This is a genomic window from Knoellia sp. p5-6-4 (genome assembly GCF_029222705.1).
GTDB lineage: Bacteria > Actinomycetota > Actinomycetes > Actinomycetales > Dermatophilaceae > Pedococcus_A.
The window spans coordinates 226,568-246,121 of the sequence record NZ_JARGZF010000002.1 but is presented as its reverse complement, the minus strand read 5'-3'; the positions used below and the strand labels follow the sequence as shown (position 1 = coordinate 246,121).

Here is a 19,554-nt window from a genome sequence, read left to right as displayed (position 1 = left end):
GTTCACGGCGTGGGTGACATCCGTGGGCAGGAGACGACGGGCCAGCTCGAGCTGATCCGCTCCGGCCTGCCCCGCAAGCCCCGTCGCACGACCGCGACCGAGGCGACCGCAGCACACCTGCCGGTCGCCTCGGTGCAGGTCGACACCGGGTTGGCGCACCTCGACCGCCCCTTCGAGTACTCCGTGCCGGAGTCGCTCGCCGAGACGGCCCAGCCGGGGGTGCGGGTCAAGGTGCGGTTCGCGGGCCAGGACCTCGACGGCTTCGTCCTCGAACGCAGGGCGGAGGCCGAGCACGGGGGCCGCCTCGCGCCGCTGCGCAGGGTGGTCTCGCCCGAGCCCGTCCTCGTCCCGCCCGTGCTGGCCGTCGCGCGCGCCACCGCGGAGCGGTATGCCGGGACGCTGGGTGACGTGCTGCGGCTCGCCATTCCGCCGCGCCATGCCGCAGCAGAGAAGGCCCTGCCCGTCGAGCCGTCCGAGCGGGGCGGGTTGCCAGACGCGCCCGAGCCGTCGGCGTGGGAGAGGTACCCCGCCGGACGGCACTTCCTCGCCCACCTCGAGGGCGGGGGAGACCCGGCGGCCTCGTGGCTGGCCCTGCCGTCGACCGCGCCCGCAGCCGACTGGCCGGCCGCCCTGGCCGAGGCAGCCCGGGCAGCACTGGCCGGCGGGCGGGGGTCGGTCATCGTGGTCCCGGACCACCGCGACGTGTCCCGTGTCGACGCAGCCCTCACCGCTGCCCTCGGACCCGGCCGGCACGTCCGGTTGACGGCCGACCAGGGGCCGCAGGCGCGGTACACCGCTTGGCTCAAGGTGCTCCGTGGCCACGTCCAGGTGGTGGTCGGCACCCGTTCGGCAGCCTTCGCGCCGGTGCGTGAGCTCGGCCTGGCCGCCTGGTGGGACGACGGGGACGACCTGCACGAGGAGCCTCGGGCACCCTACCCGCACGTGCGCGAGGTGCTGGCGGCCCGCGCCAGGATCGAACGGGCGGCCCTGCTGTCGGCAGGGTTCGCGCGCACCACGACCGTGCAGTCCTGGGTGGAGAGCGGCGCGGTCAAGCCGCTCGAGGCCCCGGCACCCGAGGTCCGCCGGGCCGCGCCGCAGGTGCGCGTCGCCGGTGAGGGCGCCGAGCTCGAGCGGGATCCGGCGGCCGCCAGCGCGCACCTGCCCTCAGTGGCGTGGCGCACGGCGAAGGAGGCGCTGGCCCGCGGCCCCGTGCTGGTGCAGGTCCCGCGCCGGGGCTACCTGCCGTCGATGTCCTGCCAGACCTGTCGTGCCCCTGCCCGCTGCCCCCAGTGCCATGGGCCCATTGCGCTGCCCGCGCCCGGGGCCGCGCCGGCCTGCCGCTGGTGCGGCCGGGGGGCGGCGGGGTTGGCGTGCGTCCGGTGCGGAGGGCACGCGCTGAGGTCCTCGGTCGTGGGGGCCCGGCGCACGGCGGAGGAGCTCGGCCGCGCCTTCCCGGGCGTGCCCGTGCACACCTCGGGCTCGGGGGAGGTGCTGCACCGGGTCGCGGCGACACCGAGCCTGGTGATCGCCACCCCGGGAGCGGAGCCGGTGGCCGAGGGCGGGTACGCCGCCGTCCTGCTGCTCGACGCCTGGGCCTCGCTCGACCGCCCGGTGCTCACGGCGGGAGAGGAGGCGGTCCGCCGCTGGCTGGGTGCCGCCGCGCTGGGGCGCGGCTCCGGCCAGGGTGGTGTCGCCGTGCTGTGCGGCGCGCCCACCCACACGGCGCTGCCCGCGGTCGAGGCGCTCGTGCGGTGGGCCCCGGCGTGGTTCGCCGAGCGCGAGCTGGGCGAGCGGCGCGAGCTGCGGCTGCCGCCCACCGTGAGCATGGCCTCCCTCGTCGCCCCGCGTCGGGTGCTCGAGGAGGCTGTGGAGTCGCTGCGGGCGCTGGGGCTGCCGGCCGAGGCCGAGGTGCTCGGGCCGCTGCCGGCGGGGGACGAGGCGCAGCGTGACCTGCTGCGCGTGCCGCTGGAGTCGGGAGCCGGGCTGGCCGCTGCCCTGGCCGCGCTGCGGGGCATCCGCAGCGCCCACAAGGAGGCCGTCACCGTGGCCGTGCGGGTCGACCCGCCGGACATCGGCTCCTGACCGGCCCACCTAGACTGGCCGCGTGTCGATCCAGAACATCCGCCTCTTCGGCGACCCGGTGCTGCGCACCCCGGCTGAGCCCGTCGTCGACTTCGACAATGAGCTGCGCCAGCTCGTCCGGGACCTGACCGACACCATGGTCGACGCTCCCGGCGCCGGCCTCGCGGCCCCGCAGATCGGCGTCGGCCTGCGGGTCTTCACCTACTGGGTCGACGGGGAGCTCGGCCACCTGGTCAACCCCGACCTCGACCTGTCCAGCGAGCTGCAGGAGGGCCCTGAGGGGTGCCTGTCCTTCCCCGGGCTCCAGTTCGACACCCCTCGCGCGCTGCGCGTGGTCGCCAAGGGCTTCAACCAGTTCGGGGAGCCCGTGCTCATCGAGGGGTCCGAGCTGCTCGCCCGCGCGATCCAGCACGAGACCGACCACCTCGACGGGATCCTCTTCATCGACCGGCTCGACCGCGAGCAGCGCAAGCTCGCCATGAAGGCCGTGCGGGAGGCGGAGTGGGCCGGGCAGCCGCGACCCACCGTGAAGGTCAGCCCGCACAGCACCTTCGGCCGGGGCATGTGACCATGCGGCTGGTCTTCGCCGGCACCCCCGAGGTCGCCCTGCCCTCGCTCGACGCGCTGCTCGACTCCCGCCACGAGGTGGTGGGCGTCGTCACCCGCCCGGACGCCCGCGCCGGACGCGGCCGGTCCCTGGTCCCGTCACCCGTGCGACAGCGCGCGCAGGAGGCCGGCCTCGAGGTGCTCACGCCCACGAAGCCGTCGGAGCCGGAGTTCCAGGAGCGACTGCGGGAGCTGGCTCCGGACGCCTGCCCCGTCGTCGCCTACGGCGCCCTGGTGCCACCGTCGGCGCTGGAGATCCCCCGCCACGGCTGGGTGAACCTGCACTTCTCGCTGCTGCCCGCCTGGCGCGGGGCGGCCCCGGTGCAGCACGCCATCATGGCCGGCGACGAGGTCACCGGCGCCTCCACCTTCCTGCTCGAGAAGGGTCTCGACAGCGGTCCGGTCTTCGGCGTGATGACCGAGACGATCCGTCCGAGGGACACCGCCGGCGAGCTGCTGGGCCGCCTCGCCGAGGCCGGCGCGGGACTGCTGGTGGCCACGCTCGACGGCATCGAGGACGGCACCCTGGTGCCTCGGCCCCAGCCCGGCGAGGGCGTCTCGCTGGCGCCGAAGATCGAGGTCGACGACGCGCGGGTCCGGTGGTCGAGGCCCGCGACCGCCGTCGACCGGCTGGTGCGCGGCTGCACCCCCGCACCCGGGGCGTGGACGCTCTTCCGGGGAGAGCGCCTGAAGCTCGGCCCCGTTGCCCCGGCGGGAGGCCCGCACGAGGCGGATGTCCCGGCCGGACTCGCGCCCGGCGAGCTCCACGTCACCAAGCGCGCCGTGGCGGTGGGCACCGCCTCGGGGGCCGTCGTGCTGGGCGAGGTGCGACCCCACGGCAAGAAGGCCATGCCCGCGGCGGACTGGGCCCGCGGCGTGCGCATCCAGACGGGCGAGAGGTTCGACGATGAGTGAGCGGTCCCGCCGCAGCAGCGGCCGGTCGGGCGGAGGGCCAGGTGGTCGCGGAGGTCCCCCACGGCGCTACTCGGCCCAGAAGCCCAGCGAGCGGTCGCGGACGACCGACCCGCAGCGGCTGGCCGCCTACACCGTCATGCGCGCCGTCGCCGACGGCGCCTACGCCAACCTCGAGCTGCCGAGAGTGCTGCGGGAGAAGCGGATCACCGGCCGCGACGCAGCCTTCACCACCGAGCTGCTCTACGGGGCCATCCGCCTCCAGGGCCTCTACGACCCGATCATCGCCGCCGCGGCGGGGCGCCCACTGGCGAAGGTCGACGCGAACGTGCTCGACACCCTTCGCCTCGGCGCCCACCAGTTGCTCGGCATGCGGGTCCCCGCCCACGCGGCCGTGGACGAGACCGTCGGCCTGGCCCGCAAGGTCAACGGCGCGGGCGCCGCCGGGTTCGTCAACGCCGTCATGCGACGGATCAGCGAGCGCAGCCTCGCCGAGTGGCTGGCCGCGGTCGTGCCGCCGGAGGCGACGCCGACCGCCCGGCTGGCCGTCGAGCAGTCGCACCCGGAGTGGGTCGTCAAGGCGATGCGCGCGGCGCTGCTCGGCCACCACACCTCGACGGCCGAGTCGGTGGACGCCGACCTGGCCGCCCTGCTCGCCAGCGACAACGCCGCCCCGCGGGTCTCGCTGGTGGCGCGCCCGGGCCTCGCCGACGTCGACGAGCTCGTCGAGGCCGGCGCCGAGCGCTCGCCCCTCTCACCGGTCGGTGCGGTGCTCGGCAGCGGCGACCCGGGCGGTATACCGGCGGTGCGCGAGGGGCGCGCCGCGGTGCAGGACGAGGGCTCGCAGCTGCTCGCCCTCGCGCTCGCCGCGGTTCCGGTCGCGGCGGACGGCACCGAGGAGTGGCTGGACCTGTGTGCCGGACCCGGCGGCAAGGCGGGGTTGCTGGCCGCCCTCGCCCTCGAGGCCGGCGCGGACCTCACCGCGAACGAGGTGAGCCCGCACCGGGCCGACCTGGTGCGCCAGACCCTGCGGGCGGCGGCCAGGCGTGCCCGGCAGCAGGGCAGGCGGCTCGAGGTGCGCACCGGCGACGGACGCGACGTGGGGGAGGCAGAGCCCGGCCGCTACCAGCGGGTGCTGGTCGACGCCCCCTGCACCGGTCTGGGGGCCCTGCGCCGGCGCCCCGAGGCTCGCTGGCGCCGCACCCCCGCCGACCTGCCTGAGCTCGGCCGGCTGCAGCGAGAGTTGCTGGCCTCGGCCATCGACGCCACCGCACCCGGCGGGGTGGTCGCCTACGCCACGTGCAGCCCGCACCTGGCCGAGACGCAGTTCGTCGTCTCCGACGTGCTCAAGCGCCGCGACGACGTGGAGCCGATCGACGCCCGACCCTTCCTCGTCGCTGCGTCCGGCACGCCCCTGGACCACCTCGGCGACGGGCCCACCGCCCAGATGTGGCCGCACCTGCACGGCACCGACGGGATGTTCCTCACGCTGCTGCGCAAGCGCTGACCCGTAAGGGCGCTGGTGTCGCGGCAGTGGCGCGCCGGCACCCTTCAGTGACGGGGTAGGACGCCGGCGCCGGGAATGACCTCGAACACCAGCTGGGTCTCGGTGTGCCGCACGGCCGGGTGCACGGTGATGTGCTCGAGCACGAGGTCGCGCAGGGCCGCCGCAGACTCGACGGCCACGTGCACGAGGTAGTCGTCCTCGCCGGCGACGTGGAAGATCGTCAGCGCCCCGGGGATGTCGGCCAGGGTCGCGTGGAAACTCTTCACGTGGTCGCGGCTGTGGCTGCCGAGCCGCACCTTGATGACCGCCTGGATGCCGAGCCCGAGCGCGGCGGGGTCGACCTCCGCCCGGAACCGGGTGATGACGCCTGCCTCGCGCAGGGCGCGGACCCGCTGGACGCAGGTCGACTCCGCGATGCCGACGCGGCCCGCGAGGGCGGCGTTGGTCAGCCGGCCGTTCTCCTCGAGCTCGGCGAGGATGCGCAGGTCGGTGCGGTCGAGAGCGGCAGCGCGCGGTTTCTTCGGCGACGACGGGGTGGCCACCCGTCGATTGTGCAGGAAACCGCAGGATCGTGCGGATGGTCCTCGGGTTCTTCGGTGCCGGTTGAGACCCGTCGCGGAATCCGCGAACCTGCGGCCATGAGCAGCCTGCGGGGCAATGGGGCCCCGGACCCAGCACACGACCGGACACTCGACTCGCTCGCGGTGCACGCCGGCCGCGATGACCTCGTGGCCCTGGGGGTCCATGCCCCGCCGCTCGACCTCTCGTCCACGAACCCGTTGCCGGGGGTCGACTGCGGCGGGGGGTCGTACGAGGCGATGGCCACGGGAGGGCGCCCCACCGAGGGCGGCAACGTCTACGCCCGCCTGTGGAACCCCACGGTGGCCCGGTTCGAGTCCGCCCTGGCGTCGCTGGAGCGGATGGAGGAGGCGGTCGCGTTCTCGTCGGGGATGGCTGCGGTCACCGCGACCGTGCTGGCTGCCGCGCAGCGCTCCCGCGAGGAGACCGGCGGGGCGGCGGGCCACGTGGTCGCCGTCCGCCCGCTCTACGGCGGCACCGACCACCTGCTGGCGTCGGGGCTGCTCGGCGTCGAGACGACGTTCTGCAGCCCGTTCGGCGTCGCCGCGGCGCTGCGACCCGAGACGTGCCTCGTGGTCGTCGAGACCCCGGCCAACCCCACGCTCGAGCTGGTCGACGTCGCGGCCGTGGTCGAGGCGGCCCAGGGCCGCCCGGTGCTCGTCGACAACACCTTCGCCACGCCCGTGCTCCAGAACCCCGTCGACCAGGGCGCCTCGCTGGTGCTGCACAGCGCCACGAAGTACCTCGGCGGGCACGGTGACGCGGTCGGCGGCATCGTCGCCGCCGATGCCGACTGGGCTGCGGCCCTGCGCCGGGTCCGTGCCGTGACCGGTGGCATCCTGCACCCGATGGCCGCCTACCTGCTGCACCGCGGCCTGCCCACCCTGCCCGTCCGTGTGCGGTCGCAGCAGGCGTCGGCCGAGAAGATGGCGGCCTGGCTCTCGGCGCACCCCGCGGTGCGTCGGGTGTTCTTCCCGGGCACGCCCGAGGGCGACCCCATGGGGCTGGTGGGACGCCAGATGCGAGGCCCGGGGGCGATGGTGGCCATCCAGGTCGCCGGCGGCTACGAGCAGGCGGCGCGGGTTGCCGGGCGGGTGCGCCTGTTCACCCATGCGGTCTCGCTCGGCGGGGTCGACTCGCTCATCCAGCACCCGGCCGCGCTGACCCACCGGCCCGTGGCGCCCGAGGCCCGGCCGTCGGCCGACGTCCTGCGCCTGTCCATCGGGCTCGAGGACGCTGCCGACCTGCAGGCCGACCTCGAGCAGGCGCTGGGCTGAGGCTTCCCCGGCGCTCAGGAGTCGAGGGCAGCGTCAGCCTCGCGGACCCGCTCAACCTCCAGTGCGGCCAGGGCGTCGCGGATCTCGTCGGCAGCCGGCTTCTCGCCGAGGTCCAGCCGACGTCGCAGCGCCTCCTGCAACCAGCGCCGAGCCTCCGCCGGCTGGCACAGGTGGAGCGACACCTGCGCGGTGGCGTGGGCCAGCTCGGCGTCGAGGGCGGGGGAGCCGCAGCGCGAGGCATGGTGGTGGGCCGCGCGCAGGTGGTCCTGGGCGGCCGCCGCGTCGCCGGAGGCAGCCACGGCCTGGGCGGCCACGGCGTGGGTCTCGGCCAGGCCGGGGGCGTTGTCCGGGCGTTGCTCCATGGCAGCCAGGCCCTGTGTGGTCAGGGCCACCGCCCGCACGACGTCCCCGGCGCGCAGCGCGATCTTGCCGAGCAGCACCTGGCAGTAGGCGCCGTCGACGTCGGCACCGGGAATGTCCAGGCGGGCGTTCAGGGCCGCGCTCTGGGTCACGAGCTCCTCGGCCTCCCGCAGCCGCCCGCGGCGCATCCGGAAGTCGCCGAGCAGCCGCAGCCGTCCGGACTCCTCGAGCAGGTCGAGGTGTGGCCCGCCCAGCAGCTCCTCGGCGAGCGCGTCGTCGCCGAGCTCGACCGCCACAGCAGCCCGCAGTCGCCTCACGGCGCCCGGCACGGGGCGGTCGCCCAGCATGGTGGCCGCCTCGAGGTACCGGCCGAGCCCGACCAGCGCCGCCGCCCGCATGAGCATCGGCGCCTGGGGGTCCGAGCCGCGGACCCGCGGGCCGAGGCGGTGCAGCAGCGCCAGCGCCACGGCATACCGACCGGTCTGGACCGCACTGGCCGCCTGGAGCACCCGCACGGCCGGCCGGTTCGCTCGCGAGGGCAGCGGGTGGTCGAGCACTTCGGCGTGGCGGCCCTCTGCCGCAAGGGAGTTCAACGAGTTGATGATCCGCCGGTCGCGCGTGGTCGTCACCAGCGCATGGCTGAGCACCCAGATCGCCACCAGTCCCGAGATCAGCCACAGCACGCCGGAGATGGTGCATGACGACGGCGCTTCCTCGTCGTCGAAACGGCCCAAAACCAGCCGTTAGGGTGAGCACGTGCAGATCTCCCCGAGCATCCTGTCCGCAGACTTCGCCAACCTCGAGGCGGAGCTGAAGCGGATCAGCAACGCCGACTGGGCCCACGTCGACGTCATGGACGGCCACTTCGTGCCGAACCTGACCTTGGGCCTACCCGTCGTCGAGGCGCTCGCCAGGGTCAGCCCCATCCCGCTCGACTGCCACCTCATGATCGACGACCCGGACCGCTGGGCGCCGCAGTACGCCGAGGCCGGGGGCTCGTCGGTCACCTTCCACGTCGAGGCTGCCGCCGACCCCCGCCGGGTCGCCCGTGACCTGCGAGCCGCCGGTGCTCGCGCCGGCATGGCGGTCAAGCCCGGCACACCCTTCGCGCCCTACGAGGAGCTGCTCCCCGATCTCGACATGGTGCTCGTCATGACGGTCGAGCCGGGCTTCGGCGGGCAGTCCTTCATGGCCGACCAGATGCCCAAGGTGGCGCAGGTGCGCGAGGCCGTCCGTCGCCACGGCGGCGAGATCTGGGTGCAGGTGGACGGGGGCGTGTCCGCGTCGACCATCGAGCAGTGCGCCGAGGCGGGGGCAGACGTGTTCGTCGCCGGCTCGGCCGTCTACGGCGCCGACGACGCGGCAGGCGCGGTCGAGGAGCTGCGCCGGCTCGCGGAGAAGCACCGGCACTGACCCGTCCCGGGGGCCTCGCGTGAGGACCATCACCCGGACGTGACCGCGACCTGCCCCAGCACCGGTGCCATACTGGCGGTACGTGCTCCGGGGTCGGTGCAATTCCGAACCGGCGGTGACAGTCCGCGACCCGACCGCAGCCAGCGGCCGGTTGACCTGGTGGAACTCCAGGACCGACGGTGAAAGTCCGGATGGGAGGCAGCACGCGCTGACAGCGGGACCGGTGGGTCTCGGGGTCGACATCCGTCGCCTCGAGCGCGCCGCCCTCGCCCTCCTGCACGTCCCCCCCCGGAGCTCGACGACCACGATCGTCTGGAGCCACAGGGAAGGACCATGGAGACGACCGCCCGGCAGGCAACCGACCTCACCCACATGCGCCGTGCCCTCGAGCTGGCTGCCCGGGGACCGGCTGCTGACGCCAACCCCCGCGTCGGCTGCGTCGTCACGGACGTCGACGGTGAGGTGGTCGGCGAGGGCTGGCACCGCGGCGCCGGCACGGCCCACGCAGAGGTCGACGCGCTGGGCCACGCCGGTGAGCGCGCCCGTGGCGGAACCGCCTACGTGACCCTCGAGCCGTGCAACCACACCGGCCGCACGCAGCCGTGCAGCGCGGCGCTGTATGCCGCGGGGCTGGCCCGCGTCGTCCATGCCCAGTCCGACCCCAACCCCCGGGCTGCTGGTGGCGCGGACGTGCTGCGGGGCAGGGGAGTGACCGTCGACGGAGGAGTGCTGGCCGAGCAGGCGCACGCGCTGAACCGCTCCTGGACCCACCTCGTCACGACTGGCCGCCCCTGGGTCACCTGGAAGCTGGCGGCCACCCTCGACGGCCGCAGCGCCGCCGCCGACGGCACGAGCCAGTGGATCACCGGCGAGGCCGCTCGTGCCGACGTCCACCGGCTGCGCGCGGAGTGCGGCGCCATCCTGGTCGGCACCGGCACCGCGCTCGTCGACGACCCGCAGCTGACCGCTCGGCGCCCCGACGGCGGCCTCTACCCGCGCCAGCCGCTGCGCGTGGTGATGGGGGAGCGGGAGCTGCCCGCGGGCGCAAGGGTTCTCGACGACGCGGCGCCCACGTGGCTGCTGCGCACGCGGGACCCCAAGGCCGTGCTGGGGGCCCTGGCCGACGCCGAGGTGCACCGGCTCTGGCTCGAGGGCGGCCCCACGGTCGCTGCCGCCTTCCTCAGCGCCGGTCTCGTCGACGAGGTCGTCGCCTACGTGGCGCCGGTGCTGCTCGGCCGGGGGCGGCAGACCGTGACCGACCTCGGCATCACGACCATCGACGCGGCCCTGCGGCTGCGTCCCACCGACATCACCCTGATCGGTGACGACGTGCGCATCACCGCCGACCTGCACGACGTTTCCGCGAAGGAGGAGCACTGATGTTCACCGGCATCGTCGAGGAGCTCGGCGAGGTGGCCGTGATCGAACCCGGCGCGGACTCGGCCCGGATGACCCTGCGCGGACCGCTGGTCACCAGCGACGCCGTCCACGGCGCATCGATCGCCGTCAACGGGGTGTGCCTGACCGTCGTCGAGCACGGCGCCGGCGAGTTCACGGTCGACGTCATGGCCGAGACGCTGCGCCGTTCCAGCCTGGGGGCGCTGCACCCGGGCGACCGCGTCAACCTCGAACGCGCCATGGCGGCCAGCAGCCGGTTCGGCGGACACGTCGTCCAGGGCCACGTCGACGGCACGGCCGAGGTCGTCGAACGGGTGCCCGGTGACCGCTGGGAGGTGGTGCGGTTCAGCCTGCCGGCCGACCTCGCGCGCTACGTCGTCGAGAAGGGCTCGATCACGGTCGACGGCGTGAGCCTGACCGTCGCCTCGGTGGACGACGACTCGTTCACCGTCTCGCTCATCCCCACCACGCTCGACCTGACGACGCTGGGCCGCAAGGGCGTCGGCGACCTCGTCAACCTCGAGGTCGACGTCCTGGCCAAGTACGTCGAGCGCCTGCTCACCGCGACCACGAGCCCCGGGACCCCCACGCCCACCTCACCATCCACGTCCACTGCCTCCACCACGGCCCCCACAGCGAAGGACTCCGCATGAACATCCTCGAGTGGCTCTACGAGGCGCACGTGACCATCGCCGGTCACGACATCGCCTGGCGGGAGATCATCGGCAACGGCTTCGGGTTCGCCTCGGCCATCGGGGGCCTGCGTCGCAGGGTCTGGGCGTGGCCGGTCGGGATCGTCGGGAACGTGCTGCTCTTCACCGTGTTCATCGCGGCAACGTTCGACGCCCAGGCCCAGCAGCCGCTGTTCGGCCAGGCCGGACGCCAGGTGTTCTTCATCATCACCAGCGTCTACGGCTGGTGGCGCTGGAGCGAGCAGAAGAGGGCTCGGCACGACGCGAGCGGCCACGCGATCACGCCGCGCTGGGCGACGCCCCGCGAGCGGACGGCATACCTGCTGGCTGCCGCGGGCGGCGTGGTGGTGCTGCAGTGGGTCTTCTCGGTCGTGGGCGCGGGGTGGCCGGCGCCGCGCTGGTACTACTGGTGCGACGCGTGGATCTTCGTCGGCTCGATGCTGGCGACCTACGCGATGGCGCGCGGCTGGAACGAGTTCTGGCTCGCGTGGATCGCGGTCGACCTCGTCGGTGTCCCGCTGTTGTGGCACTCCGGCTACTACCCGACGGCGATCCTCTTCATCGTCTACGGCGTCCTGGTCGTCTACGGGTTCTTCGTCTGGCTGCGCGCCTCGCGGGTCGAGGGCGCCGCGGCCCCCGAGCTCGAGGGGGCACGCGCATGAGCGGACTGGCGACCGTCGAGGAGGCACTGGCCGCCCTGCGGTCGGGGCGGCCCGTGCTCGTCACCGACGACGAGCACCGCGAGAACGAGGGCGACGTCGTCCTCGCCGCCGAGACCGTCACGGCCGAGTGGATGGCATGGACCATCCGGCACACCTCCGGCTACATCTGCGCGCCGATGACCGACGACGTGGCCGACCGGCTCGACCTGCCGCTGATGGTGCCCGACAACCGCGACCCGCTGCGCACCGCCTACACCGTGACGGTCGACGCGGCCGGGGGCGTCACCACCGGCATCTCCGCGGCCGACCGCGCCCACACTGTGCGCACCCTTGCCGACCCGGCGTCCACGGCCGACAGCCTGACCCGTCCCGGCCACGTCGTACCCCTGCGTGCCAAGGAGGGCGGTGTGCTGGTGCGTCCCGGCCACACCGAGGCGACCGTGGACCTCTGCCGGCTGGCGGGGCTGGCTCCGGTCGGGGCCATCGGCGAGCTGGTCAACGACGACGGCACGATGATGCGCCTGCCGGGGGTGCTCGCCCTCGGCGAGGAGCATGACCTGCCGGTCATCACCATCGAACAGCTCGCGGCCTGGCGGCAGCGGCACGACAGGGTGCAGCGGCTGGCCGAGACGGTGTTGCCGACCGAGCACGGGACCTTCACCGTGACCGGTTTCCGTGACGTCATCACGGGCGACGAGCACCTTGCGCTGGTCAGCCCCCGCGGGCTCGGCGGCAAGGCTCCGCTGGTGCGGCTGCACTCCGAGTGCCTCACCGGCGACATGCTCGGCTCGCAGCGGTGTGACTGCGGGCCCCAGCTGCAGCGAGCCCTGCAGCGGGTGGCCGCGGAAGGCGGTGTGGTGGTCTACCTGCGCGGCCACGAGGGGCGCGGGGTGGGGCTGCTCGCCAAGCTCCAGGCCTACGCCCTCCAGGACGCAGGTCTCGACACCGTCGACGCCCAGGTCGAGCTGGGACTGCCCGTCGACGCCCGCGAGTACGCGGCCGGCGCCGCCATCCTCACCGGGCTGGGCATCCACGCGGTGCGCCTGCTCACGAACAACCCGATGAAGGTGAACGCCATGCGAGAGCACGGGATCGAGGTGGCGGCGGTCGAGCGGATCAGCATCGCGCCGGTCGCCAGCAACGCGACCTACCTGCGCACCAAGCGCGACCGGATGGGCCACGACCTCATCCTCGGCGCCCACGACTCCGGGGCCACGGCGTGAGCGGCAGGGGAGCCCCGGTTGTGACCGCGGACGGCAGCGGCCTGCGGGTGGCCGTCGTCGCCGCGTCGTGGCACACCGTCGTCATGGACGGCCTCATCGACGGTGCCCAGCGGGCGCTGCAGGAGGCCGGCGTCCCCGACGTCACGCTCGTGCGGGTGCCCGGCACGGTCGAGCTGAGCGTCGCGTGCGCGCGTCTCGCACCCACACACGACGCGCTTGTCGCGCTCGGTGTCGTGATCCGTGGTGGCACACCGCACTTCGACTACGTCTGCTCGGGTGTCACGCACGGGCTGACCGACGTGAGCACACGCACCGGCGTGCCCGTCGGCTTCGGCGTGCTCACCTGCGACGACGAGCAGCAGGCCCTCGACCGCGCAGGGCTGCCCGGCTCCTCGGAGGACAAGGGGCACGAGGCGGCCATGGCCGCAGTGGCCACGGCGGTGACCCTGGCCTCCCTGGCGCCCCGTACCCTTGTCCCGTGAAGACGTTCGATGAGCTGTACGCCGAGCTGACGGAGAAGGTGGCGACCCGGCCGGAGGGCTCGGGCACGGTCGCAGCCGTGGACGCCGGCGTGCACGCCATCGGCAAGAAGATCGTCGAGGAGGCCGCCGAGGTGTGGATGGCCGCCGAGCACGAGGGCAAGGACCGTGCGGCCGAGGAGATCAGCCAGCTGCTCTACCACCTGCAAGTGCTCATGCAGGCCTGCGACATCACCCTCGACGACGTCTACGCCCACCTGTAGGAAACACCACTCATGCTGCGAATTGCCGTGCCCAACAAGGGCTCTCTTGCCGAGTCGTCCGCCGAGATGCTGCGGGAGGCCGGCTACCGGGTCCGCCGCGACTCCAAGGAGCTCGTGCTCATGGACGCCGACAACGAGGTGGAGTTCTTCTACCTGAGGCCGCGCGACATCGCGGTCTACGTCGGGTCCGGCACCGTCGACTGCGGCGTCACCGGCCGTGACCTGCTGCTCGACTCCGGCAGCGCCGCGATCGAGGTGATGACGCTCGGGTTCGGCGGGTCGACGTTCCGGTATGCCGGACGGCCGGGCCAGTGTGCGTCGGTCGCCGACATCGCAGGGCACCGCGTGGCGACGAGCTACGCCGGCCTGGTGGAGAAGCACCTGGCCGAGCACGGCGTCAGCGCCGAGGTCGTGCGCCTCGACGGCGCGGTGGAGACCGCCATCACGCTGGGTGTGGCGGATGTCATCGCCGACGTGGTGGAGACCGGCGCCACCTTGCGCAGCCAGGGCCTCGAGGTCTTCGGGGAGCTGATCCTGCGCAGCGAGGCCGTGCTCATCCGCCGCGAGGGAACGCACGAGACGGCAGCGGTGGACGTGCTGCGCCGCCGGCTGACCGGCGTCATCACGGCGCGTCACTACGTGATGCTCGACTACGACGTGCCGGCCGCCCTCGTGGAGCAGGCGTGCGCGATCACGCCCGGTCTCGAGTCGCCGACCGTGTCGCAGCTGCAGAACAAGGAGTGGTCGGCCGTGCGCGCCATGGTGCCGCGCAACCGTACCAACGCGATCATGGACGAGCTCTACGACCTCGGCGCCCGGGCCATCCTCGTGACGGACATCGCGGCGTGCCGGCTCTGAGGGCCGGGTGAGCGTGCCACACCGAGCCGCTTCCCGGGAGCCGGGGCAGGGACCCGGCGACTCGGGGCAGGGAGCCTTCGCCACTTTCCGCCCCCGCCGGGGCCGGGTCGTCTCCGGGACGTTCGCCGTTCTGAGCGTGCTGGTGTTCGGCGTGATCGCGCTGCTGCTGCCAGGCCCGCCCGACGGACTGTGGCGACCGGCCGACCGGGTGCTGGTCGCCGCGGTCGGCCTGGCGATCGGGGGCCTGCTGTGGCGCTACGCGACCATCCGCGCCACCCCGACGCGGGAGGCGTTGACGGTGCGCAACCTGTTCACGACCCGCACGGTGTCGTGGCGCAGCGTGGTCGACCTGCGCTTCTCCGGCGGTGACCCGTGGGTGACCCTCGAGCTCGACGACGCCGACACCCTGGCCGTCATGGCCGTGCAGAAGGCCGACGGGCCCTGGGGGCGTGCCGAGGCGAGCCGCCTGGCGGCGCTGGTCCAGGCACTGGGCCCGAGCGCCCAGAGCCCCGAGGTCACCGCCGACTGAGGCGACGGCCTCGGCCGCCGGTCACCGCACTTGGCGCAGCCCCGGACGCAGCTGGCGCACCAGGGCGAGCTGCACGAACATCACCGCGACGAGGGAGAGCCACACCGCTTCGAAGCCACCGGTGGCGTCGCGCACGGCGCCCATGGTGGTGGGGCCCAGTGAGGCGAGGGTGTAGCTGATGAGGAAGGCCATGCCCGCCAGCCGGCCGCTGCCGGAGGGCGTCGCGCTGTAGTCGACGATGAGCACCAGGGCGAGCGAGAACGCGGCGCCCTGGCCGAGGCCGAGCACGACCGCCCACACCCAGGGAGCCGCCTCCGGGGCCAGCCACAGGCCGAGCAGGCCGAGCAGCCCCAGGCCACCTGCCCCGAAGAGGAGCAGCCGGTGCTCGTGCACCCGGTCGGTGAGCATCGGGCCGACGAGGCCGGACACGAGCTGGGCGAAGGAGAACGCCGACAGCAGGTAGCCGGCGTGGGTGGGGTTCCAGCCCTCGGAGACGTAGGTGGGCGCCAGCCAGGCCAGCGAGGAGTAGAACTGCCACGACTGTGCGGCGAGGTAGGCCGCGACCAGCCAGGCGGTGGCGTGCCGCCACGGCAGGCGGTGGTCGACCGAGGTCGGCGGGTGGGCGGCCCGGTGCCGCTCGGCGCCCCGGGCCACGGGGAACCAGGCGAGCAGGCCGACGGCACCGAGCAGCGACCAGGAGGCGAGCGACCCCTGCCAGGAGCCCAGCCAGTCCCGAAGGGGCACCGCCAGCGCCGAGGAGGCGGTGGCCCCACCCATCATGGCGAACATGTACAGCCCGGTGACCAGGCCCGAGCGGCGCGGCGGGAACATCTCCTTGACCAGGCCGGGCAGCAGGGTGCCACCCACGGCGATGCCGACCCCGGCGACGAACGTGCCGGCATACAGGGGCCACACCTGCCCGCCGAAGAACCGCAGCGCGGTGCCGACGGCGAGGCAAGCGGCGGCGAGCTCCACCGCGCCGGCCGTGCCGACGCGGGCCGCCAGGCGCTGGGCCGAGGGGGCGAAGACGCCCATGCAGAGCACCGGCAGGGTGGTCAGGGCGCCCATCGCCGCGTTGGACAGGCCGAGGTCGCTCGAGATGGTCTGCACCAGCGGCGGGACACTCGCCATCACGGTGCGCAGGTTGGCGGCCACGGCCACCAGACCGAGGACCATGACCCACAGCGGTGGCAGGTGGTGGCGCTCAGAGCTCACCGGCGCAGTCTGCCTCAGCGGTCGGTGAGCTCCTCATCGGGGTCGTCGGGGCCCTCGTCACCCATCGACTCCGGCATGTACTCCCGAGCCTCCTCGTACGGCAAACCCGTGAGCATGAGGAGGTCGACGACCATGGAGCGGATCTGCGCCCGCATCACCTCGCTGGAGAGCCCGGCCGTCGGGTCGATGACGGCGCTGACCTCCGCGATGGCGGCCAGGCCCCGCCGGGAGTGCTCGGGGATGCGGCGCTCCTCGAGCTCGCCGGCGATCTCCTCGGTCGCCTCCGCCAGGCTGGTGAGCAGGCCCAGGTATGCCGCGGGCACCGGTTCGCGGCGCCACGTGGCGATCGAGGCCCTGCGCACCAGCACGCGCAGGTTGCGGATGGCGCGGTCGAGGGGCTCGAGCAGCCCCGCGATGACCTGCACCGACGGCAGGTCGCGGCGCCGGAAGGGAGACAGGCGCACGACCGCCATGCCCTCCTCCGAGGCCGAGCGCAGGTCGCTGAGCATGGACTCCGAGGCGCGGGCCCGGCTCAGGGTCCGCGAGGCGAGGTCGTGGTCGCCCTCCCGGAGCGCCCGCTCGGTGTCCCGCAACATCGCGGCCAGCTCCCGCACCACTGCCGCCGCGCGCTGGCGCGGACGGCGCACCGGTGCCGCGGGCGCGAGCAGCGTCAGGGCGAGGGCGAGCGACCCGCCGATGACGGCGTCGATCCAGCGCGAGAACGCCTCGCCCGGCTGGGCGACCAGAGTCGTGACGATGACCGCCTGCAACCCCGCCTGGGTGATGAGGAGCAGACCGGCTCCGAGCAGGGTCGCCACGCTCATGGCCAGCACGGCGACGACGGTGATCTGCCAGGCCCCGGAGCCGAAGAAGTGGGTGAAGATGTCACCGATCAGCACGCCGATCGCCACGCCGAGCATGACGTCTGCGACGCGCCGTACCCGCTGGCCGTAGGACATGCCGAGGCAGATGACCGCGGTGACGGGCGCGAAGAACGGCTCCGGGTGGTGCAGCACGTCACTGGCGATGTACCAGGCGGCACTGGCGCCGATGGCGCACTGCAGGATGAGGAAGCTGCGCTGGCGCAGCCGCTGCAGCCTGGCCCGCAGCTCGGAGCGTGACCGCCGCGCAGCGCGCGGTGCCAGACCCCCGGGGCGGGGGAAGAGCCGGTCCCCTGTGGGCACGCTCAGGCGTTCTGCTCGTATGCCGCCTCGAGGAGCGGCTCGAGGGAGCGCAGGTCGTCCTCGTCAGCGTCGGCCGGCAGGTGCAGCCAGTGCGTGGCCTGGGCGAACCCCTTGGCGGGGGAGAGGCGCTCGTCATCGGGCACGGTGCCGCGGAAGCGGAAGCCGACGCGCACCGTGTCGCGGGGACCGGGGGCCACGGCGACGAACTGCGTCTTGCGGACCACCGGGATGTAGGTGCTGCGGCCCTCGCGGTGGGCGTCGTCGCCCAAGCCCTCGGCGAGGGCGATGACGGCGTCGTGCACCGGTCGCAGGTGGGCCTTCGCCCCCGAGTAGAGGTTGTCCGTGTAGGTGTCGGTGTCGGGCCGGACCCAGCCGGCGTTGCGCGCGGCGGCGTCGGCGATGGCCCACTGGGAGTTCTGGGGCACGCCGTGCACCTCCTTGAGCCACGCGCGCACGGACCTCTGGTCCAGCGGGTCGAGCCCCGCCTTGTGCACCTCCTCCACCCAGTCCTCGAGGGTGCGACCGGTGCGCTCCTCCAGGGAGGCGGTGACCGCCGCCATCATGTCTGCCGGTTCCATGCGGCGATTATGGCGGGCGACACCGCCGGCCGCGCCGTGCGACGTGCCCGAGGCCGCATCCTCGTTCGGCGCAGGGGGTGGGACCCCGCCGTCCCCGGCGGGGTGGGGGGCGGGGTCACGCTGGTTCCTGGGCGGCGCGACGGGCGAGGGGCTCGTCGTAGGAGCCTCGAGTGAGCTTCCATTCGACCCGTTCGCCTTGGGCGTCCTTGACGACCCGTCCGGCGTGGCGGCGGTTGTGCACGATGGTGTGGTGCCGCTCGCAGAGCAGGGCGGCGTTGTCGAGGTTCGAGGGCCGAGGTCTGCCCAGTGGACGAGGTGGTGGGCGTCGGCCCACTGTGGCGGGGCGTCGCAACCCGGGTAGGTGCAGCCGCCGTCGCGGAGCCAGAAACGCTTGGTCTGGGCGAGTGCGTTCGTACCGCTTCTCCAGGCCCCAGTCCATCACCTCGCCCCGGCCGTTCAGCACGATCGGGATCACCGAACCGTCGCAGCACAGCCGGCGCACGGTCTCCGGGGCGAGGTGCGTGCCGGCGCCAGCCCGCCCAGGGTCGTCGCCGCCGCGAGCCCGGCCTTGAGCGACTCGAAGTCCATGGTCAGCAGCAGGGTCGTCTTGTTGGTCCTGCCGACCTCGTCCCCGGCCGCGACCGCGAGCCGCTCCCGGCACTCGGCCAGGGTCAGGTCGTAGCTCGGGTTCCCTCCATGAACACAACACTAGAGGCGACCACCGACAACCCAAGGTGACTGGATGCGAGCGACAAACCCTGTGCCACAACAGATTCGACGGCATACCTGCCCATGCAGCGCAAGCCGAGGACGGACGCCTGTGGACGGAGTGACGTCACGCGCCAGGGTGTGGCCCACCGCCTGTTCGAGCTGGCGAGCCGCCACTAGCCGTGCGACTGGCTGGCGAGCACCACGGTCTCCATGAAGCGGGTCGCGTCGTTGGCCACGCGGCCGGGCTGCTCCCACAACACGAGGTGACCGGTGTCCTCGTAGACGAGCAGGCTGGAGTTCTCGATCGAGCGCACCAGCGCCTCCTGGCTCGCCCGCGAGAGCGTGCGGTCGTGGGCTCCCCAGATGACGAGCCCGGGGCCGCGCAGCTTCTGCCGCAGGGTGGGCGGTTCCGCCTCGACGAGCCCCTGGAAGGTCTTGCGCCAGACCAGCGCAGGCACCTGCAGCCCGTCCTGGACGCGGTCCCTCAGGTACCACTCCGGCACCCGTGCGTACAGGGGGAACCACGACAGCGACGCCCGCACCCAGCCGGGGTCCACCGGGTCGCGCAGCGCCTCCACCTCCTCGGCGAAGGGGAGCCGGGTGCGCAGGCTGTGCGGGGCTCCGACGAGCACGAGTCCCGACACCCGCAGCGGGTGCAGCCGTGCGACCTGCTGCGCCACGTAGCCGCCGCTCGAGGAGCCGAGCAGCGTGGCGCGCTCGATGCCGAGGTGGTCCAGCACGGCGGCGACGTCGTTGGCGAAGTCCATGAGCCGGTACCCGTCAGGGGGTCTCGACGCCCCGCCGTGCCCCCGCTGGTCGAAGGCGACCACACGCAGCCAGCGCGGGAAGCGGGGGACGAGTCGGTCGAAGCTCCCCGTCGCCTCCGCCCAGGCGTGGAGCAGCACGAGGACAGGCCCCGTCGGATCCCCCTGTTCCGTGACCGGCACCGTCACCCCGGTGGGCAGGGTGACGCGTTCCCGGTGGCCGAGCTGGCCCACGTCTCGCAGGCTAGGTGCGCCCCTGACG

The 19,554-nt window shown here is 73.8% G+C and carries 20 protein-coding genes and 1 riboswitch; of the genes, 14 read left to right on the top strand and 6 right to left on the bottom strand.

Annotated elements, in window-relative coordinates; all coding sequences use genetic code 11:
• Positions 1 to 9: 9 nt before the first annotated feature.
• Genes P2F65_RS12620 through P2F65_RS12605 form a run of 4 tightly spaced genes read left to right on the top strand, consistent with a single transcriptional unit; the run spans position 10 to position 5,107 of the window.
• Complete coding sequence (locus P2F65_RS12620) at positions 10 to 2,082, top strand: primosomal protein N' (RefSeq protein ID WP_275808119.1); 2,073 nt, start codon at positions 10 to 12, stop codon at positions 2,080 to 2,082.
• Between the two features lie 22 nt (positions 2,083 to 2,104).
• Positions 2,105 to 2,650, top strand: coding sequence for a peptide deformylase (gene def, locus P2F65_RS12615; RefSeq protein WP_275808116.1), 546 nt, complete (start codon positions 2,105 to 2,107; stop codon positions 2,648 to 2,650).
• A 2-nt stretch (positions 2,651 to 2,652) separates the two neighbouring features.
• Positions 2,653 to 3,603 carry a methionyl-tRNA formyltransferase gene (fmt, locus tag P2F65_RS12610; protein WP_275808113.1) on the top strand — a complete coding sequence of 317 codons (951 nt, stop codon included), beginning with the start codon at positions 2,653 to 2,655 and terminating at the stop codon, positions 3,601 to 3,603.
• A complete protein-coding gene (locus P2F65_RS12605; protein WP_275808109.1) occupies positions 3,596 to 5,107 on the top strand; it encodes a transcription antitermination factor NusB in 1,512 nt (503 codons plus the stop codon). The genes fmt and P2F65_RS12605 overlap by 8 nt, the downstream gene beginning before the upstream one ends.
• Before the next feature lie 44 nt (positions 5,108 to 5,151).
• Here P2F65_RS12605 and P2F65_RS12600 read toward each other — a convergent pair whose 3' ends face one another.
• On the bottom strand, positions 5,152 to 5,649 hold the full coding sequence (locus P2F65_RS12600) for an Lrp/AsnC family transcriptional regulator (RefSeq protein WP_275808106.1): 498 nt from the start codon (positions 5,647 to 5,649) through the stop codon (positions 5,152 to 5,154).
• A gap of 96 nt (positions 5,650 to 5,745) precedes the next feature.
• Here P2F65_RS12600 and P2F65_RS12595 point away from each other — a divergent pair, with 96 nt between their 5' ends.
• Positions 5,746 to 6,963 carry a PLP-dependent transferase gene (locus tag P2F65_RS12595; protein WP_275808103.1) on the top strand — a complete coding sequence of 406 codons (1,218 nt, stop codon included), beginning with the start codon at positions 5,746 to 5,748 and terminating at the stop codon, positions 6,961 to 6,963.
• A gap of 14 nt (positions 6,964 to 6,977) precedes the next feature.
• Here P2F65_RS12595 and P2F65_RS12590 read toward each other — a convergent pair whose 3' ends face one another.
• Complete coding sequence (locus P2F65_RS12590; protein ID WP_275808100.1) at positions 6,978 to 8,006, bottom strand: hypothetical protein; 1,029 nt, start codon at positions 8,004 to 8,006, stop codon at positions 6,978 to 6,980.
• A 73-nt stretch (positions 8,007 to 8,079) separates the two neighbouring features.
• Here P2F65_RS12590 and rpe point away from each other — a divergent pair, with 73 nt between their 5' ends.
• The 9 genes from rpe to P2F65_RS12545 all read left to right on the top strand — a co-directional run bounded on the left by rpe (position 8,080) and on the right by P2F65_RS12545 (position 14,840).
• Positions 8,080 to 8,736: a ribulose-phosphate 3-epimerase gene (gene rpe / locus P2F65_RS12585; RefSeq protein WP_275808097.1), complete on the top strand. Its 657-nt coding sequence runs from the start codon at positions 8,080 to 8,082 to the stop codon at positions 8,734 to 8,736.
• Positions 8,737 to 8,815: 79 nt separating this feature from the next.
• A riboswitch (FMN riboswitch) is annotated at positions 8,816 to 8,944 on the top strand.
• Positions 8,945 to 9,069: 125 nt separating this feature from the next.
• Positions 9,070 to 10,116: a bifunctional diaminohydroxyphosphoribosylaminopyrimidine deaminase/5-amino-6-(5-phosphoribosylamino)uracil reductase RibD gene (gene ribD / locus P2F65_RS12580; RefSeq protein ID WP_275808094.1), complete on the top strand. Its 1,047-nt coding sequence runs from the start codon at positions 9,070 to 9,072 to the stop codon at positions 10,114 to 10,116.
• Positions 10,116 to 10,787 (top strand): riboflavin synthase, encoded by a 672-nt coding sequence (locus P2F65_RS12575; RefSeq protein ID WP_275808091.1) that lies wholly within the window; start codon positions 10,116 to 10,118, stop codon positions 10,785 to 10,787. Before ribD ends, P2F65_RS12575 begins: the two co-directional genes overlap by 1 nt.
• The gene (locus P2F65_RS12570) at positions 10,784 to 11,488 is read left to right on the top strand and encodes a nicotinamide mononucleotide transporter family protein (protein WP_275808089.1); all 705 of its coding nucleotides are present in this window, start codon (positions 10,784 to 10,786) and stop codon (positions 11,486 to 11,488) included. The genes P2F65_RS12575 and P2F65_RS12570 overlap by 4 nt, the downstream gene beginning before the upstream one ends.
• Positions 11,485 to 12,711 carry a bifunctional 3,4-dihydroxy-2-butanone-4-phosphate synthase/GTP cyclohydrolase II gene (locus tag P2F65_RS12565; protein WP_275808086.1) on the top strand — a complete coding sequence of 409 codons (1,227 nt, stop codon included), beginning with the start codon at positions 11,485 to 11,487 and terminating at the stop codon, positions 12,709 to 12,711. Before P2F65_RS12570 ends, P2F65_RS12565 begins: the two co-directional genes overlap by 4 nt.
• Positions 12,708 to 13,193 (top strand): 6,7-dimethyl-8-ribityllumazine synthase, encoded by a 486-nt coding sequence (gene ribH, locus P2F65_RS12560; RefSeq protein WP_275808083.1) that lies wholly within the window; start codon positions 12,708 to 12,710, stop codon positions 13,191 to 13,193. Before P2F65_RS12565 ends, ribH begins: the two co-directional genes overlap by 4 nt.
• On the top strand, positions 13,190 to 13,453 hold the full coding sequence (locus P2F65_RS12555; protein WP_275808079.1) for a phosphoribosyl-ATP diphosphatase: 264 nt from the start codon (positions 13,190 to 13,192) through the stop codon (positions 13,451 to 13,453). The genes ribH and P2F65_RS12555 overlap by 4 nt, the downstream gene beginning before the upstream one ends.
• A gap of 12 nt (positions 13,454 to 13,465) precedes the next feature.
• A complete protein-coding gene (hisG, locus tag P2F65_RS12550) occupies positions 13,466 to 14,311 on the top strand; it encodes an ATP phosphoribosyltransferase (RefSeq protein ID WP_275808076.1) in 846 nt (281 codons plus the stop codon).
• A gap of 7 nt (positions 14,312 to 14,318) precedes the next feature.
• A complete protein-coding gene (locus P2F65_RS12545) occupies positions 14,319 to 14,840 on the top strand; it encodes a PH domain-containing protein (RefSeq protein ID WP_275808073.1) in 522 nt (173 codons plus the stop codon).
• A 21-nt stretch (positions 14,841 to 14,861) separates the two neighbouring features.
• On the opposite strand, the gene P2F65_RS12540 is transcribed toward P2F65_RS12545, so the two are convergent.
• The 4 genes from P2F65_RS12540 to P2F65_RS12525 form a co-directional block, all read right to left on the bottom strand.
• Positions 14,862 to 16,055 (bottom strand): MFS transporter, encoded by a 1,194-nt coding sequence (locus P2F65_RS12540; protein ID WP_275808070.1) that lies wholly within the window; start codon positions 16,053 to 16,055, stop codon positions 14,862 to 14,864.
• Positions 16,056 to 16,069: 14 nt separating this feature from the next.
• The gene (locus P2F65_RS12535) at positions 16,070 to 17,239 is read right to left on the bottom strand and encodes an FUSC family protein (RefSeq protein WP_275808067.1); all 1,170 of its coding nucleotides are present in this window, start codon (positions 17,237 to 17,239) and stop codon (positions 16,070 to 16,072) included.
• A 2-nt stretch (positions 17,240 to 17,241) separates the two neighbouring features.
• Positions 17,242 to 17,817 (bottom strand): DUF5655 domain-containing protein, encoded by a 576-nt coding sequence (locus P2F65_RS12530; protein WP_275808064.1) that lies wholly within the window; start codon positions 17,815 to 17,817, stop codon positions 17,242 to 17,244.
• Between the two features lie 884 nt (positions 17,818 to 18,701).
• The gene (locus P2F65_RS12525; protein ID WP_275808061.1) at positions 18,702 to 19,526 is read right to left on the bottom strand and encodes an alpha/beta hydrolase; all 825 of its coding nucleotides are present in this window, start codon (positions 19,524 to 19,526) and stop codon (positions 18,702 to 18,704) included.
• Positions 19,527 to 19,554 lie beyond the last annotated feature (28 nt).